This is a genomic window from Lactiplantibacillus sp. B652, from assembly GCF_023806745.1.
GTDB lineage: Bacteria > Bacillota > Bacilli > Lactobacillales > Lactobacillaceae > Lactiplantibacillus > Lactiplantibacillus pentosus.
The window spans coordinates 219,144-233,953 of the sequence record NZ_JAMSKY010000001.1 but is presented as its reverse complement, the minus strand read 5'-3'; the positions used below and the strand labels follow the sequence as shown (position 1 = coordinate 233,953).

Sequence of the window (14,810 nt, the reverse complement as noted above, 5' to 3'; positions counted from 1 at the left end):
TAAATACTTATTATAACTATAAAAATAAATTGACAATTACTAACGAACTTTGCTAAGATACGACGTATAAATAGACGGCAAGTTTCAGCAAAATTTAGGGAGCGGTATCAAGGTGAGAAAATTAACGAGTTGGGGATTGTTGGTCGGGCTGTTAGTCGTGATATTGGGATTATGGTGGTCGACGGTTGCGGCCACTGCGGATGAGTTGGATTCTTTACCTAAATCGGCATTGAACTTAGACGGGTTATTTGAAGTGGGCAAGTTTGAGCAGAACGCCGCTTCGAAGCTGGCTGTTGACCAGGGCGATGGTCATACGGCGAACGTCTTTGAATTGAATAATGATAATAACCAAGTGGGTGCGATTTGGTCGACACCCGTTAACCGGTTTAATTTAAACGTTGATAATAAGATCACGATGCTCGTTAATTTTGGCGACCGGGGTGCTGGGGAAGGCCTGGCCCTCGTGTTACAAAATGACCCACGCAAGACGGCTGCCATCAGTCGCTTTGGGACCAAACGGGTGATTGGCGAGAACCTCGGTGTCTACGGGACGGATACGTATAGTCGTAAAACGGCTTCATCAACGATTGCCAAGACGGCGATTCAAAAGAGCTGGGCAATTGAAATCGACACCAAAAATAACGATGGTGGCTTTTTAGGCTTATATCAACGCGGGAACTCCTTTGATGAAAAGATGCATGGTAACCACGTTGCAGTTAATTACCCCGCATCACCGGAAACCTATACGCAGCGTGGTGGTTTGACCAGTTCATACCGGTTTGAACAAAACCACTTAGCCGCACAGGAAAAGTTGAAGCTGAATAATGGGCAGTGGTATCGCCTCCAGCTATCGTGGTCAGCGAAGAGTAAGGTCATGACATACACCTTTGGCAATAATACGCCGCGGTTAGTCAAAATCGATACGAGTGTGTTCGGTAAGGAAGTCCGTAATCTGACTTGGGGCGTGACCAGCACTTCGACCAGTAGTAACTCACGAACGCTGGTGGCTTTTGAGCAACTGCCACAACCGATCGAAATCGAGTCTGAATTGAACGTGACGAACGTGAGCCAAGAGTTGCCCGTCCATGAGGGCAGTTGGGTGCATGGTGGCGACGACTTGGAATACGAGTATGTGCTGAGTTATTTGAGTGGCGACAATGGTTGGGAGAAGGTGGAAGCCAATATTCCACTGCCAGAATACGTGAAATTCTCGTCGGCCACGGTCCGTTATGAGGATGGGCATGAGGAAACGATTGAGCTGCCGGATGACGATCGATCTGAGGACCGACTGCAACACATGCTGAGCCAGAGTTTATCCAAGGAGAATCGGCATGCGTACATCACACTGCGCGGGGAAGCTGAGCGCGTCAATCAGGATACGAAGGTTCAGGATGATATCAGTTACTTTGTTGGCCCGGCGATGGAGATTGCGACCGCCACGCCACACTTCACCATTACGACCGGTAAAGCAGTCAGTTTGTCGGTAGACCCGGGTCAGCCAGTCAAAAAGGGTGCGTCCGCAACCGTCAAAGGCCAAGTTAAGCTGGATGATGGCTTGGACTTTGATAATGACGGCATGCGGGTCGAACTGAAGCTGAATGGCGAACGACTGGAAGACTACCTGCTAGACCCTGATGACGCACCTGGTTACGTGGAGTTAGAGTTAGATCCCGAAGACTTGAACGAGGGTGAAAATGAGTTGATTCTGCGCGCCAAAAGCCAGGATAATGCGACCTCAGATGCGGTGGCGGTGACGATTCTAGTCCTGAATGGTGAGCTCAAAATTAAATCTTCCAGCAAGACGAGTACGTTTGAAGCCGTGCGATTAACTGGGGCGGCGCAAACGAGTCGGCCTAAGGATCTAGAAGTCATTGTCGCGGATGAGACTGGTGGCAATACTGGCTGGCGCCTTGACGTGCACGCTAGCAAATTCGTGACGGCGCAGGGCCGAGTACTAGCAGGTGACCTCTACTATAATGATGGTAAAGAACTCAAATCGGTCACGGATGCGACCCAAACGGTGGTCAAGACGCAGACGAAAGCTGGGGAAGATTACAATGTCACCAAGGACTGGTCAGACCAGCACGGCTTGATCATCAAGACCAATCCCGCCGCGGTGCCCGGTCAGTACGAGAGCACGTTGACATGGACATTGAGTGCGGTTCCTGGGAAGTAAGCAATCGTCGTTAGCACAGACCGAATAGACATTGGGCTTATGGTGTGAGCGACTGGTGTGACGCAATAATCTTGCTGAATGTCCGCATTAACTCGGTTGCTGGCTTCCAAATTTAAATAGATGATAACTCATATCAAATACGACGCTTTGAGAATGGTCAGCCATTCTTGGGGCGTTTTTTTGAGCAAGTCTGAAGATGGAAGATTAGGCCCAAGTCCTGAGACTGCCATTCCCAAATAACGCCATTCGTTTCAAAACTTTTTTGATTGAAAAGTTATAAATTAGTATGCTACTCCGCCAAGAATTTTCATTTCTGAATCGTGATTTATTTAAAATGCGCACTTGAAAAAGAGTCTCCGATGAACCAGTTTTTAAGCGCGTCAATCACGAACACCCACTCCTTTAGAGTCCCCGTACAGGTGAATATAAAAATTTCGGTTACAAGCCTATAAATAACCTCATCGTGTTCACAAATTAGTCGGATTTCACGTGTACTTTAAAAGTTGTGAACGCAATTGTCATACTAATACTTTATCTGAAGGAGGGTTAAGCGTGAATTTTTTTAAACGCGCATGGCTTAACTTAACGGCGAAAAAGGGCCGTTCAATTCTATTAGTACTCGTGACCACTGCAATAATGTTGTTTGTGTTAGCGGGACTACTGATTAGGAATGCCGCTGATACAGCGACAAGCAATGCCAAGAAGAGTGTCGGTGCGACCGTCACATTGTCTGCTAACCGGGAGGCCGCATTCAAGAAGATGCGGAGTTCCACGTCTACTAGCAAGTCGAGCAGACCGAAGCTGACGACCTCGCCCGTTAAGTTGAGTGATGCCAAGAAGATCGCAAAACTCAACAACGTTGCCAGTTATAATGCAACGGTTTCAACTTCTGCCAATGCGAAGGGCTTTGATACGATTTCAACGTCCAGCAGTAGTGGCGGTATGAAAGGCATGGGTGGTATGAGTAGCAGTAGTAGCGGCGATATCGCGATTACTGGGGTAACGAATACCAGCAGTGTCTCAACGTTTGAAAGTAGCTCAAGTAAAATCACCAAGGGTCGTGGCATTACGGCCAGTGATGAAGGCACCAATAACGTGGTCATCGAAAGCGAATTGGCTAAGGAAGACAGCCTGAGCGTCGGTGATACGATCAAGCTCAAGGCGACGACTGGTGACAAGAAGACGTATACGATGAAGATCGTCGGAATCTACAAGGCTTCTTCAAGTGCAAGTACCCAACAAGGGCCTGGTAGCACCGATGTCAGCAACACGGTCTACACGTCATACACCTTTGCCAACACGGTCAAAGGCTCGAAGTACAAGAATACTGCAGATTCTGTAACCTTCTCAATCTCTAACCCGGCGAAGGTCAGCAGCGTCAAGACGGCTGGTAAGAAGATTATCAACACGTCGAAGTATTCATTAGCAACGGATGATAGTAGTTATCAGACGGTCAAGAGTTCGATGAATAACGTGAAGTCATTTGCGGATAAAATCGTTTGGCTGGTTGCGATTGCCGGTACGATTATCTTAGCTTTGATCGTTATTCTGATGATTCGCGAACGGCGCTACGAAATCGGTGTCTTGCTGTCATTAGGTGAGAGTCGCTGGAAGATTGTCGGCCAATTCTTCATCGAAATGGTGATGGTCTTGATTGTTTCCGTCGTCTTAGCTGGCTTCGGTGGCAAGTTTGTCGGTAACAAACTCGGCGATCAGTTAGTCTCACAACAAACGACTACGGCTACGACGTCAACTAGTTCGACGAGTCAAGGTCAGCCTGGCGGTGGCGGCGGTGCACCTAGTGGCAACACGGGTGGTAGCAAACCAAGTGGTAACATGCCTAGCGGTGGCGGTCGTATGGGCGGTGGTGCTAATAGCACGGCTAGTTCAGCGGCTGACACGGACCTCGATATCAACGTCACGATCATGGATCTGGTTGAACTTGGTGGGTTTGGTCTCGCCATCATGTTCCTGTCGATTATGTTAGCTTCGGGCGGCATTTTACGACTACAGCCGAAGAAAGTTTTAATTGATTAGGAGGGGCGGCAATGTTAAAAGTAAATGATCTTGGTTACTGGTATGACCGCCAAGAAAATAGTCTATTTGAACACGTAAATCTTGAATTTAAATCCGGCACGTCGTATGCCATCGTTGGCCAAAGTGGTTCTGGAAAGACGACCTTTCTCTCACTGCTTGCTGGTTTGGATAAACCGCGCGCTGGTCAGATTGCACTGAACGGCGAGCCCATCAATAAAATCGGCCTGACCAACTATCGGCGTTCTAAGGTGGCCATCGTCTTTCAGTCCTACAACCTGTTGACGTACATGTCGCCATTGAACAACTTGATGACGGCAATGGCGATTACCAATTCGGAACACCGTGGCGACAAGGATTACGCGATGAAGATGTTGCGGCGCTTAGGCATTAGTGACGACCAGATGAAGAAGAATGTTCAACGGTTATCCGGTGGACAGCAGCAACGGGTCGCCATTGCACGGACGATGGTGTGTGATGCCAAGTTAGTGGTGGCGGATGAACCGACTGGTAATTTGGATGAAGAGAACACGAAATATGTGATCGACCAATTCCAAAAAATCGCTCACGAACAGAAGAAATGCGTGATTATTGTGACGCATGAACCGGACGTGGCGGATGCGTGCGACCACTCGTACCGCTTAGAAAAACATCAATTTGTCTCAGAGACTTAGGTTGAGATAATTAGAAGCCGACGTATCAGGTGATTGAAAAATCACTTGGTACGTCGGCTTTTTGTTGGTCGAATTAGTGATGAGGATGATCAACCTGGTCACGAATCGTGATAGATAACGGAGCAATCAAGATGATAATAATGATGACTTCAAAAATTTGAAATTGGGCGGTAGTGGTGATGCCCGGTAGCTCAATGGTGGGTGCCATCGTACTGAAAAAATCATTGGCCGTATGGATGATAATTGCCCAGAATAACGACTTGGTTTGGACCGTGACGAGGCACAGTAATAAGCCAAGGACGAAAGTAAAGGCGAGTTGTAGTAGCGTTATAGTTAAGGTCTGATGACTGAGATTAAGCAGGTGGGTCAGACTAAAGAATACGCTACTGAGCAGTGCGCCTGGAAGCACACCCCAGGTCGATCGGCATAGTTGAAAGAGTAAGCCGCGAAAGCTAGTTTCTTCGAATAAACTGATCAGAACGGCTACGCTGAGTGCGGCAAAGGTGGTCGACCACTGGCGCGTGGACAACAAGGCTAGGCTAGCAATGAGTGCGGTCACCAGTAACGTTGGTAGCACGGGTTTGAATTGTGTCCAGCTGATGGGGACGTTGCGATAGTGCAGTGGCTGCTGAAACCAAGCGGCATTGAACAGGAGGACAATGCCTAACAACAGGCTTTCTTGTAGACCAGTGGTGAGGAGCGCTGACAACTGGTTGAAAGGCGAAATTCGCAGGAACAAGCTGACGATGCCCATACTTGCTAGAATGCCACCCCATAATATTAGGACGCTTTTGAGTTGTCGCATGTCTTCAACACCACCTTTATGGTATTAAGCATACGCCTTTTTACGAAATTTAGGCATAGAAAAAACGTGCCACGATAGTTCGTGACACGTTTTGATGGCTTGATTTAGTTATCTTATAAAGCCCAAGCAGCCATGCCTTGTGCTTTGTATAAAGAAACGGCGGCATTGACTTGGTCTTCAACAGAACCACTGCTGATGTGCATGTTTTGGAATAAACCATAGGCACCAGAAGTACTGTTCTTAACAGTGGTGTTCCAGCCTGATTCACGCGTAATGATCGTGTTCCAAGTTGATGCAGAAACACCAGTCCGTGATTGCATTTGGCTCAAGACGTAGCTCTTCAAGTTGCTACCAGTGTAGCTTGAAGTCGTTGAAGTTGAGCTGGCGCTTGATGAGGCAGCTTGGCTAGTCGTTGAAGCGGCACTTGAAGCTTGGCTTGCAGCAGAACTAGTTGAGCTTGCTGATGAAGCAGCACTAGTAGCAACGCTTGAAGTAGCGGCTGAACTAGCAGTTGAACTAGTAGCAGCAGAGTTAGTAGCTGATGAGCTGGCAGCAGAAGTAGCAGCTGAGCTTGAAGCTTGGCTAGCAACTGATTGTGAAGAAGCACTGGTTGCGCTAGCACTAGTTGCAGTTGAGGCTGCAGAACTAGTAGCTTGGCTAGTTGCAGATTGTGGTGCAGCACTTGTAGCAGCAGAAGTCGTTGTGGTCGTTGAACCGTTGACTTCCAGCTTATCACCAACGAAGATTAAGTTAACATTTGCTAACTTGTTAGCCTTTTCGATGGCTGATACTGAAGTGTTGTGTGCCAAAGCGATTTCTGAAACAGTATCGCCGGCCTTAACAGTATAAGTATCAGCGTTGGCAACCGTCGTTGAAATAGCGAATAAGGCTAAAGCAGCTGTTGATGATAATACAAGGTTTTTGATCTTCATAAGATTAATACACTCTCCTATAATTTTGCGTGTGTGCGATTATTTACAGATTCATTTTTTATTGGTCGAGCAGTTGATGTCTCAACCAATCAACAGAGACTAGTATAACTAGTGAGTGTTGCAGTGCAATAATCAGAAGATTACGTTTTTAGGGGTGTCTTGTAATATAAGGCCGTTTTTGTAATGAATTGTAATATTTGAGCCGGATTTCATGCAAAATAGCGCTACCAACTTGAGTTGACGACTTGTAATATCAAGAATACCAATGGTTAAACGTGTGAATTAATCTTGAAAATCAGTCAAATTAATCGCAAAAAACAGGAAAATCCCCCTTGATTTATGAAAATTTGGCAGTTGGCGTCGAAAATTTGGGCTATTTTGGGCTGAATTTTAGTTCAGTGGACACCTGGATTTTAAAAAATGATGGGTAAATCTGACGAAAAATAGGGTTGAATTGACTGGATGATTTAACGCAACGATGGGGAAATCCGGCGAAGATAAATCATTGAAGCTGATTGTGTCGTTTTTTTGAGTTGGCTGGTAACTTGGTATTAGTGGGATAGAGGCAATAATTGATGGTGATTTTTGAGTTAAAACTTCTATATTATATGCATTGTACTTGTTCATTTGTTATGAGCCATGATTAAATCACGCCGGTCCGTGCCATGGTCCGACTTTCAGGGCCGGCTGACAATTGCTGGAACGTAAGCCGACGCCGATTTGAGCTCACGCAGAAACCCACTGCGTAATTTCAAATACGAGTCTTATTCTAAGCCGGAAGAAGACCGCTTTCGACATAGAATGATTTGGCTACTGAGCATTGTTAACCGGCCCCTCCAGACGGGAAGCCGCTCGAATGGCGGATGAGCAGCCACTTATCTGGGTGAAATTGGTCACTGAATATTGGAAGGATGGACCTTCGGATAAACCCTGAATCTGTATTAGTGGTGCTTTATGGTATTTAGATGCTGGCAGGTGGTCTGAAGATTATTGTCAGTTTTAACGGAAACTAGTCTTCAAAGTTAGACACTAGAATTGTCATTCGCTTAAGATTCAGGACTTTTCCATCCTAATCAGCTATAAAATGCTTTGACAATATGCAGTAATGATCACAGTTCGTAGCCTCAAAACATAAGAAAACTTAGATGTTCGTAGAAACCAGTCTTACAGTTGAACATCAAAATGACGGTTACCAATAACCAACGACTAGTCCATTAAAAGGTTGAGTCTGCACACATCTGCCTTTCGAATACTGTCCAGGCTGGAAGGTATTTCTGACAATGCTCAGTGTTTTTCAGAGTGTGAGGTTCAGACGGGTTGGGACTGAGGATTAGCCTAGCTAGAGCGTTAAGCGGTGAATTTCCGCTTGGCGTTCTGGCGTAGCTAACCGGAAGTCCCAGTCTGACCCGAACACGTTTCATCCACATTGCAGCTAACGTGAAAGACCAGTATTTAAGACGTGGGCTGTCGGCTTAAATCTGTGTCCACCACGTTCCAGCGTTGTCAGAAATGCCTGGAAGCCGGTGTAGGACGCGCCTACCACAGAAAGTTTACGCAAATTCGAACTTTTTCCAGCGGTCCCAAGCTGGCGGTTTTGATTTTAAAAGCCACACCAATCAAGTCACCGACAATATGCATACAAAAAACCGTCCTCATCTACAAAAGATGAGGACGGTTGACGTTAGTTGATAAGTTAATTCAAGGGCAGTTTAGTACCAGTTGTTAGCTAACCAGTGACTCTTGGCGTTAGCCCATGAGCCGTAACGAGAGGCAACGTAATTGTTAGCAACTCGTTCTTGGTTGGCAGCGGAGTAGTCACCGTTTAAGTATGAGGCACTTAATTGATACTTACCGATGTATTGGCCGTTACGAGCTGAGTATGAGCCACCAGATTCTTTGTTGGCGATCCAAGCTTTAGCAGCACTTTCAGAACTGTTGTTGCTGTAGTTGGACGTTGAGCTAGTACTTTGTTGCGTCGTCGTCTTAGCAGCTGGTGTGCTAGTTTGGGTTTGGCTCGATTGTGTTTGACTACTTTGACTAGTTTGAGATTGGCTAGCTTGGTTAGTCGTCTGGCTGGATGATTGTGTCGTTGCAGCTGGTTGTGACGTTTGCGTTGTTGTCGTGGTGGTGGTTGTCGTTGTACTGTCATCACCGTTGACTTCAAGTTGTTGGCCGACCAGGATCAAGTTAACGTCCTTCAAGTGGTTAGCTTGTTGGATGGCGTCAACCGTGGTGTTGTGGTCAAGGGCAATTTGAGAAACGGTGTCACCGGCTTTTACGGTAACCGTAGCAGCTTGGGCGGTAGCACCAATGGCAAAGAGACTAGCAGTAGCGGCAGCAGTTGATAATAAAGCATTCTTAATCTTCATATTGTAATGTACACTCCTATTTTTTAGTCCGAATTTGGCTTGGCCCCGAGATTCTTTCCAAGCGCTTCAATGGTTCCTAGTATAGCTGGCGATTGTAACAGGAAAATAGCAGGAGTTTTACGAATTGGGCCGATTATTGTAATAAAAGGCGGGTTTTGTAATCTTTTGTAATATAACGCGGCGCGCAATGGTTTTATGAGGGTTTAATTAAGACTATCGACAAATAAAGCGGGCGTCTGTTGGTTGACATAACAAAATCGGCTGTCAATCATCAAACGCCCGTCTGATTAGGAATTGTATGATAAGTATCCAATCTGCAAATTAGTTTGGTCAATTTACAAGTTGGTTTAGTGGCAATGTAAACGCTTGCTCTTCTCTAAATTAGCTTACTTTTAGTAACTGTGAAATTAATCGGCTTTTAATTGAACGAGCCAGTTGTCATTTTGCTTCAAAGTCAGGAGTTGTTGTGGGCTAACTTGAAGGGTATCGTTGACCTTCTGAACCGTGCCACTAAAGGGCGTTGACAAGGGTTGCGGCCCTTGGTCTGTGAGTAACGTGACGAGCACATCGCCGCTATTCAGATGGCTGCCAATAGTTGGCAAAGTGACCTGACTAACAGTGGTATATGGCTGACGTCCTTGGTCACTGAGCCCTAGGATCAGTCGCTGATGGGACTTGGTCTTCAACCAGACATCGCCATAAAGCATGGGGGCATGCTGTTCTTCGTAATCATGACGATAGAAGTGGATCATTTGTTTCCAAGCAGATTCTTGTTTTGCCATATTAATCTCCTAATTGTTGTTCGAGTAACCGCTGCATCAACTGAAGGTGGTGCATGATGGTCAGCTTTTTGACGACCCCCAGACCGGGGAATTTGTGCTGGTCCGCATAGGCTAATAATGCCGTCAGCGCTGGCGTTCGATTGAGGCCAGTTAGATGCGTCGGTGCCCAAGCTGTGAGCTTAGTCAGTGCCTCGAAGAACTTCTTCTTTTGACCACGCATACTGTCATTACTGTCCGAAACAAAGTGATGAATGCGCAAGTCACCCTTAACCGTAACATAAATCACGTGTAACGCAATCGCGCGTGACGGCATTCCGTGTTCGAAATAGACGTGGCCCATCAATGAATAGTCGCCGAAACCTTGATAGCCCACCGGTGATTGCGACCAGTAGGCGGGGGCAAAATAAGTGTCTGTTAAATCTTGATAGTCCGCGACGTGTGCGGGAGAAGGCAGCGCGTCTGTTAGTAAAATGGCCCGGTCTGCCGCTAATTGATGCAAACGGGCTTCGTCTGGAATCAGAATGCCACCAACTTGTTGTAAGACTTGAGTGTGCTGATAAGCTTGAAGCAACGGATAGTTAGGCGCAATCAGCAGACTCGTTTGGCCAGGCGTCGTGGTGAGATAGTCCGCACTAAAATCAGCCGCGAGAATGGCTCCGGGATGGTAAAACGGATAAGCGTGCAAGTCGGGTAGCGGGTGTAATTTGACCGTATTGAGGCCGTACACGCTGACTTGGGGATTTGCAATCAGGCTGAAAGGTTGCGCGCTTGCAATCAGTGTCGTCACCGTCTGCTGGAGTTCTTTGGAATCACGGACCGGCTCAATGATGGGGACGATGTGCGGGCCTAGTTGACCTTGTTCACACAGGGCGCGTAACGCTAATAGGTCGTACATCCGCCCCCGAAAGTAAGGATAATAAGTGGTCATAGTTGGTCACGCAGATCTGGCGCCGTTAACGCCTGGTATTTTAGTCTGAGTGCCTGATATTCCGCATTACGGGCATCCAGTTCAGTTTGCAATGCCGCGATGGCGTCGCTTTGCGTATCATCGATGAACCGGTCGTATAAGTTTTGCTCCGGGTCGTAGACGTCATAACCTTTACGTGCGCGTTTTCGGAGTTCTTTAAATAATTGGTCGTCCGAATATAGCTGCAGGCCCTTCTTGACGCGTTTGGCTTTATCGACTTCTCGGAACAAGGAAGCGACAAAGTGGGCGGTCAGGGCAGTCTCGTCGACTTGCAAGTCTTGGTGCTGCGCCTTTTTGGCCACCGTCAAAAAACCGGGCGTTCGTAGGGGCTGTGGTGCTAAGGCCAGTGCTCGTGCGTCAAACTCACGATAAATCAAGACGCCGATGCGGTCAGGAATTTCGTCCTTGACGTCTTCATACAGGGCTTGCGGCAAGACGAAGTAATTATAGTGGCCGATAAAAGAGAGCTTGGCCTTGGAATGAAAATCAGCTTTCGTTACTTTTAGCTCGTAGCAACGCCATTCGATCTGCCCATCTGGCAGCTGCTGGTAGCTTAACGTATCGACGATGCCTTGCTCATCCGGCATGGCAACTTCTTCGACGACGTAAGCGCCCTGTTCGAAGCAATAATGGTAGAGCGTCGTTTCAAGTTGGCGAGTTAGTTTTGTCTTCATGGTGTGGGACCTCCATTTGGTGCCAAAAATTGGCGATGGTTGCTTCAAGTTGTGGGACGGAGCCAATCGTCTGGTAATATTGCCAGTGCGCTGGAAAGAGTTCTGTGTAGCGGCGACTGGCAAAACGCTGATCTAGTAAGAGGACGATGCCAGTGTCGTGCGCGCTGCGAATCAGGCGACCAGCCGCCTGTAAGACGTTGTTCATGCCGGGTAACTGGTAAGCATAGGCGAATCCCAGCCCGTTTTGATGGTCATAGTAGTCGCGAATCAAGTTGGTCTCTGGATTGATGCCAGGCAGACCGACGCTGACGATTGCGACGCCAATCAAGCGGTTGCCACGCAAGTCGATGCCTTCAGAGAAGATGCCACCCAGTACGCAAAACCCCAGCAGTGTCTGGGTGGGGTCGGCTTGAAATTGGTCCAAAAAGGCCTGGCGCGCACTGGCATCCATGGCCGCTGCCTGGGCTGTCGTCGCCACATCTGGATAGGCTGCTTCAAAGGCTGCCTTGATTTGCAGGAGGTAGCCATAGGATGGGAAGAAGACGAGGTAGTTACCAGGCTTGGCCGCCAGCATCGCGTGCAAACTCGCAATGATGCGGGGAACGTTGTGCTCGCGTTCGTGGTAGGTCGTTTGGACGTACTGGGTGACGAGAATCGCCTGGTGCTTGGGCGGAAATGGCGATGGCAGCTGGTATGCTAAACTATTGGCCTCGCCGCCCAAGACGCGTTGGTAATAGGCCATTGGTGTCAGTGTTGCTGAAAAGAGCACGGCGCCACCGCCTAATTCCAACGAACGGTTCAAGAAGTCACTCGGGTCTAAGCAGAGCTCCTTGATCGTCAAATGATGCCCTTCAAGGACGTAGCGGGTCTGATAACTGCCATCATATAAGTCACCGATTTTGACAAAGGTCAGGCAGGCGAAGAAGTAATCGCGAACGGCGTCCAGTAAGGGGCCAGGTTTCTGCTGAGCCAGCCAGTCGGTGACAAACTCGTTGAAAGTTCGGAGTGTGCGCAACAATTTGTCCGGTGGGTCTGGCAGGACTTGCTCGGTCAGATGGTCGTCGATTAAGGCCTTGCTGAGACGCGTGAAGCTCCGCCGAACTTTTTTGAGTTCGCGTTGTAGGTCGTCACTTGGCTGACTCTTATCGGGCTTGGCAAGCTTCAGTAGCGTACTGATTGGTTGGTCACTAACGGCTGCGGAATACATATCACGCGACCGGCTGACGAGGTTGTGCACTTCGTCGACAAGGAAGAAATTCTCGTCGTCACTTTCACTGAAGAAGCGTTGTAAGTAGACGAGCGGGTCGAAGAGATAATTGTAGTCACAAATAATGACATCGCAAAATAATGAGGTGTCGAGTGAGAATTCAAACGGGTCTAAGGTATGCTTGCGCGCATAGGTCTCGATGACAGCCCGCGTAATCTGGTCTTCATGGGTCAATAAGTCTTTGAGCGCTGGCTTTAACCGGTCATAATAACCCAGCATGAATGGGTTATCTTCGGGGAGTACGTCCTGTTCCTCGGGAAAACGAATCTGATCTTTGGCTGTCAGCGTGATACTTTTCAGCTTGAGCCCGTCGTGACTCATCAAAGTAATCGCTTCTTCCGCGACGCGCCGGGTACTCTGCTTAGCCGTCAAGTAAAATAGGCGTTCGATCACGTCTTCGCCCATCGCCTTAATCGCTGGAAATAGGGTGGAAATCGTCTTGCCAGTCCCAGTGGGTGCTTCCACGAAGAGTCGTGTTTGGTTACGGATCGTCTTGTAGACTGCAGCGGCGAGTTCGTGTTGCCCCGGCCGAAATGCTGGGAAGGGGAACGGCAACGTTTGAATCGATTGGTTGCGTTTCTCGCGAAGGTCAGCTCGCAGCGTCAGCCAGTATTCGTATTCGGTAATCAGGTCCTTGAAGAAGGCGTCTAATTCCGTGCGGTGCAGGATTCGCTGAGTTTTGGTGATTTTTTCGTTAATGACTTGAAAATAGGTCAGTTGGCCGGTTACCTGGTCAAGCTCAGGATGTTCTTGCAATAATAAATAACCATAGACCTTGAGCTGCCCCCAATAAAGTGTCTTCGTATTATCTGTCAGCTCATCAAACGGTTGGTCGGAAGTCTTGATTTCTTCAATCAGAGCGCCGTCATCGTTTAATTGAATGCCATCCGCTCGTCCGGCAATAATGTAATCGGTGTGATTCATCGTGACGAGTTGCTTCAAATAAACTTCACTATCATAGTCCTCACCACGGCTACTCTGCAGTTGCCGGTGAATCTTCGCACCATTCAGCGCAGTATTCTGACTGTTTTTGACTTCATTTAAATCGCCTTGTCGTAAAACGAATTCTACCAATTGTCGAATCCCAATCTTAGTTGCCATCGGAGCGTCCTTTCTGAATTTAGTCGTTTTCTATTATAAAACATCTGTTCGCTTTTGTCTGCTGTTGATTGCAAGCACACTAAAACACGCCAGCACCTTCCCGAACTGGGGCGTGCTAGCGTGGTATAAAATTGTTGTAGTTCGCATTAATGATGATTAAATTGTGCCAGTTGGTGAATTCCTGCTCGTCAGCCAGTGATCTCCTTATTCCGACTTCCGGGGCCGGCTGACAACGCTGGAACAGGGCGGACATCGATTTGAACTCACGCAGAAAACCACTGCGCAATTTCAAATACGAGTCTTCTTCTAGCCCGGGAAGACCACCCGGACAAGAAGAACTTCGCCCTTGAGCATTGTCAACCGGCCCCTCCAGTCGGGAACCCGCTCGAATGGCGGATGAACGGCCACCTAACTTGGTACAACTGACCACTGAATATTAGGCGACTGGCCCTTCAGGCATACTTTTCTGAATCGTTATCGATGGTGAGTTATAACATTTGTATGTTGAGGCGCTTGTCTAAGCATTATTCGCTAATTTCCAGTCGTTGAGCATTCAGGGATTTTTTCAGCTCAGACGGCTAGGGATGATGTGGCCATGTTCGGTAATGTTCCTGGCTTCCGAAAGACAAACACAAGTATGCTGATTTAGCGATTATCAGAAACAAATCTTACAGTTAAATACCAGATTAACTGGTTTCTAAGAATCAACGACCAGTTCATTGAAAGTTGGGCCCGCACATGTCTGCCTTTTGAATATAATCCCCTGCCGGAAGGTGTTTCTGACAATGCTCAGCGGCTCCTAGAGTGTGAGGTTCAGACGGGTTGGGACTGAGGATTAGCCTAGCTAGAGCGTTAAGCGGTGTATTTCCGCTTGGCGTTCTGGCGTAGCTAACCGGAAGTCCCAGTCTGACCCGAACACGTTTCATCCATACTGCAGCTAACGTGGAAGACCAGTATTTAAGACGTGGGTTCTCGGCTTAAATCTGTGTCCATCGCGTTCCAGCGTTGTCAGAAATTCCTGGAGGCCGG

10 protein-coding genes are annotated in these 14,810 nt (G+C 47.8%); 3 read left to right on the top strand and 7 right to left on the bottom strand.

All coding sequences use genetic code 11. The annotated features are described in order from the left end of the window. Positions 1–112: 112 nt before the first annotated feature. From MZO40_RS01010 to MZO40_RS01000, 3 genes are all read left to right on the top strand, one after another. On the top strand, positions 113–2,176 hold the full coding sequence (locus MZO40_RS01010) for a lectin-like domain-containing protein (RefSeq protein ID WP_252133048.1): 2,064 nt from the start codon (positions 113–115) through the stop codon (positions 2,174–2,176). Between the two features lie 552 nt (positions 2,177–2,728). Further along, complete coding sequence (locus MZO40_RS01005) at positions 2,729–4,213, top strand: ABC transporter permease (protein WP_050337848.1); 1,485 nt, start codon at positions 2,729–2,731, stop codon at positions 4,211–4,213. An 11-nt stretch (positions 4,214–4,224) separates the two neighbouring features. Next, on the top strand, positions 4,225–4,884 hold the full coding sequence (locus MZO40_RS01000) for an ABC transporter ATP-binding protein (RefSeq protein ID WP_105961164.1): 660 nt from the start codon (positions 4,225–4,227) through the stop codon (positions 4,882–4,884). Between the two features lie 73 nt (positions 4,885–4,957). Here the strand turns inward: MZO40_RS01000 and MZO40_RS00995 are convergent, their stop codons facing one another. From MZO40_RS00995 to MZO40_RS00965, 7 genes are all read right to left on the bottom strand, one after another. Further along, positions 4,958–5,689 carry a CPBP family intramembrane glutamic endopeptidase gene (locus MZO40_RS00995; protein ID WP_122217655.1) on the bottom strand — a complete coding sequence of 244 codons (732 nt, stop codon included), beginning with the start codon at positions 5,687–5,689 and terminating at the stop codon, positions 4,958–4,960. Between the two features lie 113 nt (positions 5,690–5,802). Continuing rightward, positions 5,803–6,621 carry a LysM peptidoglycan-binding domain-containing protein gene (locus MZO40_RS00990; RefSeq protein ID WP_122217654.1) on the bottom strand — a complete coding sequence of 273 codons (819 nt, stop codon included), beginning with the start codon at positions 6,619–6,621 and terminating at the stop codon, positions 5,803–5,805. A 1,709-nt stretch (positions 6,622–8,330) separates the two neighbouring features. Beyond that, on the bottom strand, positions 8,331–8,990 hold the full coding sequence (locus MZO40_RS00985; RefSeq protein ID WP_003637529.1) for a LysM domain-containing protein: 660 nt from the start codon (positions 8,988–8,990) through the stop codon (positions 8,331–8,333). A gap of 407 nt (positions 8,991–9,397) precedes the next feature. Continuing rightward, positions 9,398–9,772, bottom strand: coding sequence for a glycine cleavage system protein H (locus MZO40_RS00980; protein ID WP_105922166.1), 375 nt, complete (start codon positions 9,770–9,772; stop codon positions 9,398–9,400). A 1-nt stretch (position 9,773) separates the two neighbouring features. Next, positions 9,774–10,700: a sce7725 family protein gene (locus tag MZO40_RS00975; RefSeq protein WP_105961217.1), complete on the bottom strand. Its 927-nt coding sequence runs from the start codon at positions 10,698–10,700 to the stop codon at positions 9,774–9,776. Next, complete coding sequence (locus tag MZO40_RS00970) at positions 10,697–11,413, bottom strand: hypothetical protein (RefSeq protein WP_105961218.1); 717 nt, start codon at positions 11,411–11,413, stop codon at positions 10,697–10,699. Before MZO40_RS00970 ends, MZO40_RS00975 begins: the two co-directional genes overlap by 4 nt. After that, complete coding sequence (locus MZO40_RS00965) at positions 11,385–13,781, bottom strand: ATP-dependent DNA helicase (RefSeq protein ID WP_105961219.1); 2,397 nt, start codon at positions 13,779–13,781, stop codon at positions 11,385–11,387. The genes MZO40_RS00970 and MZO40_RS00965 overlap by 29 nt, the downstream gene beginning before the upstream one ends. Positions 13,782–14,810: the final 1,029 nt, after the last annotated feature.

Coding starts and splice junctions, on each gene's coding strand:
- MZO40_RS01000 (WP_105961164.1), top strand. CDS start 4,225: ATGTTAAAAGTAAATGATCTTGGTTACTGGTATGACCGCCAAGAAAAT.
- MZO40_RS00995 (WP_122217655.1), bottom strand. CDS start 5,689: ATGCGACAACTCAAAAGCGTCCTAATATTATGGGGTGGCATTCTAGCA.
- MZO40_RS00990 (WP_122217654.1), bottom strand. CDS start 6,621: ATGAAGATCAAAAACCTTGTATTATCATCAACAGCTGCTTTAGCCTTA.
- MZO40_RS00985 (WP_003637529.1), bottom strand. CDS start 8,990: ATGAAGATTAAGAATGCTTTATTATCAACTGCTGCCGCTACTGCTAGT.
- MZO40_RS00980 (WP_105922166.1), bottom strand. CDS start 9,772: ATGGCAAAACAAGAATCTGCTTGGAAACAAATGATCCACTTCTATCGT.
- MZO40_RS00975 (WP_105961217.1), bottom strand. CDS start 10,700: ATGACCACTTATTATCCTTACTTTCGGGGGCGGATGTACGACCTATTA.
- MZO40_RS00970 (WP_105961218.1), bottom strand. CDS start 11,413: ATGAAGACAAAACTAACTCGCCAACTTGAAACGACGCTCTACCATTAT.
- MZO40_RS00965 (WP_105961219.1), bottom strand. CDS start 13,781: ATGGCAACTAAGATTGGGATTCGACAATTGGTAGAATTCGTTTTACGA.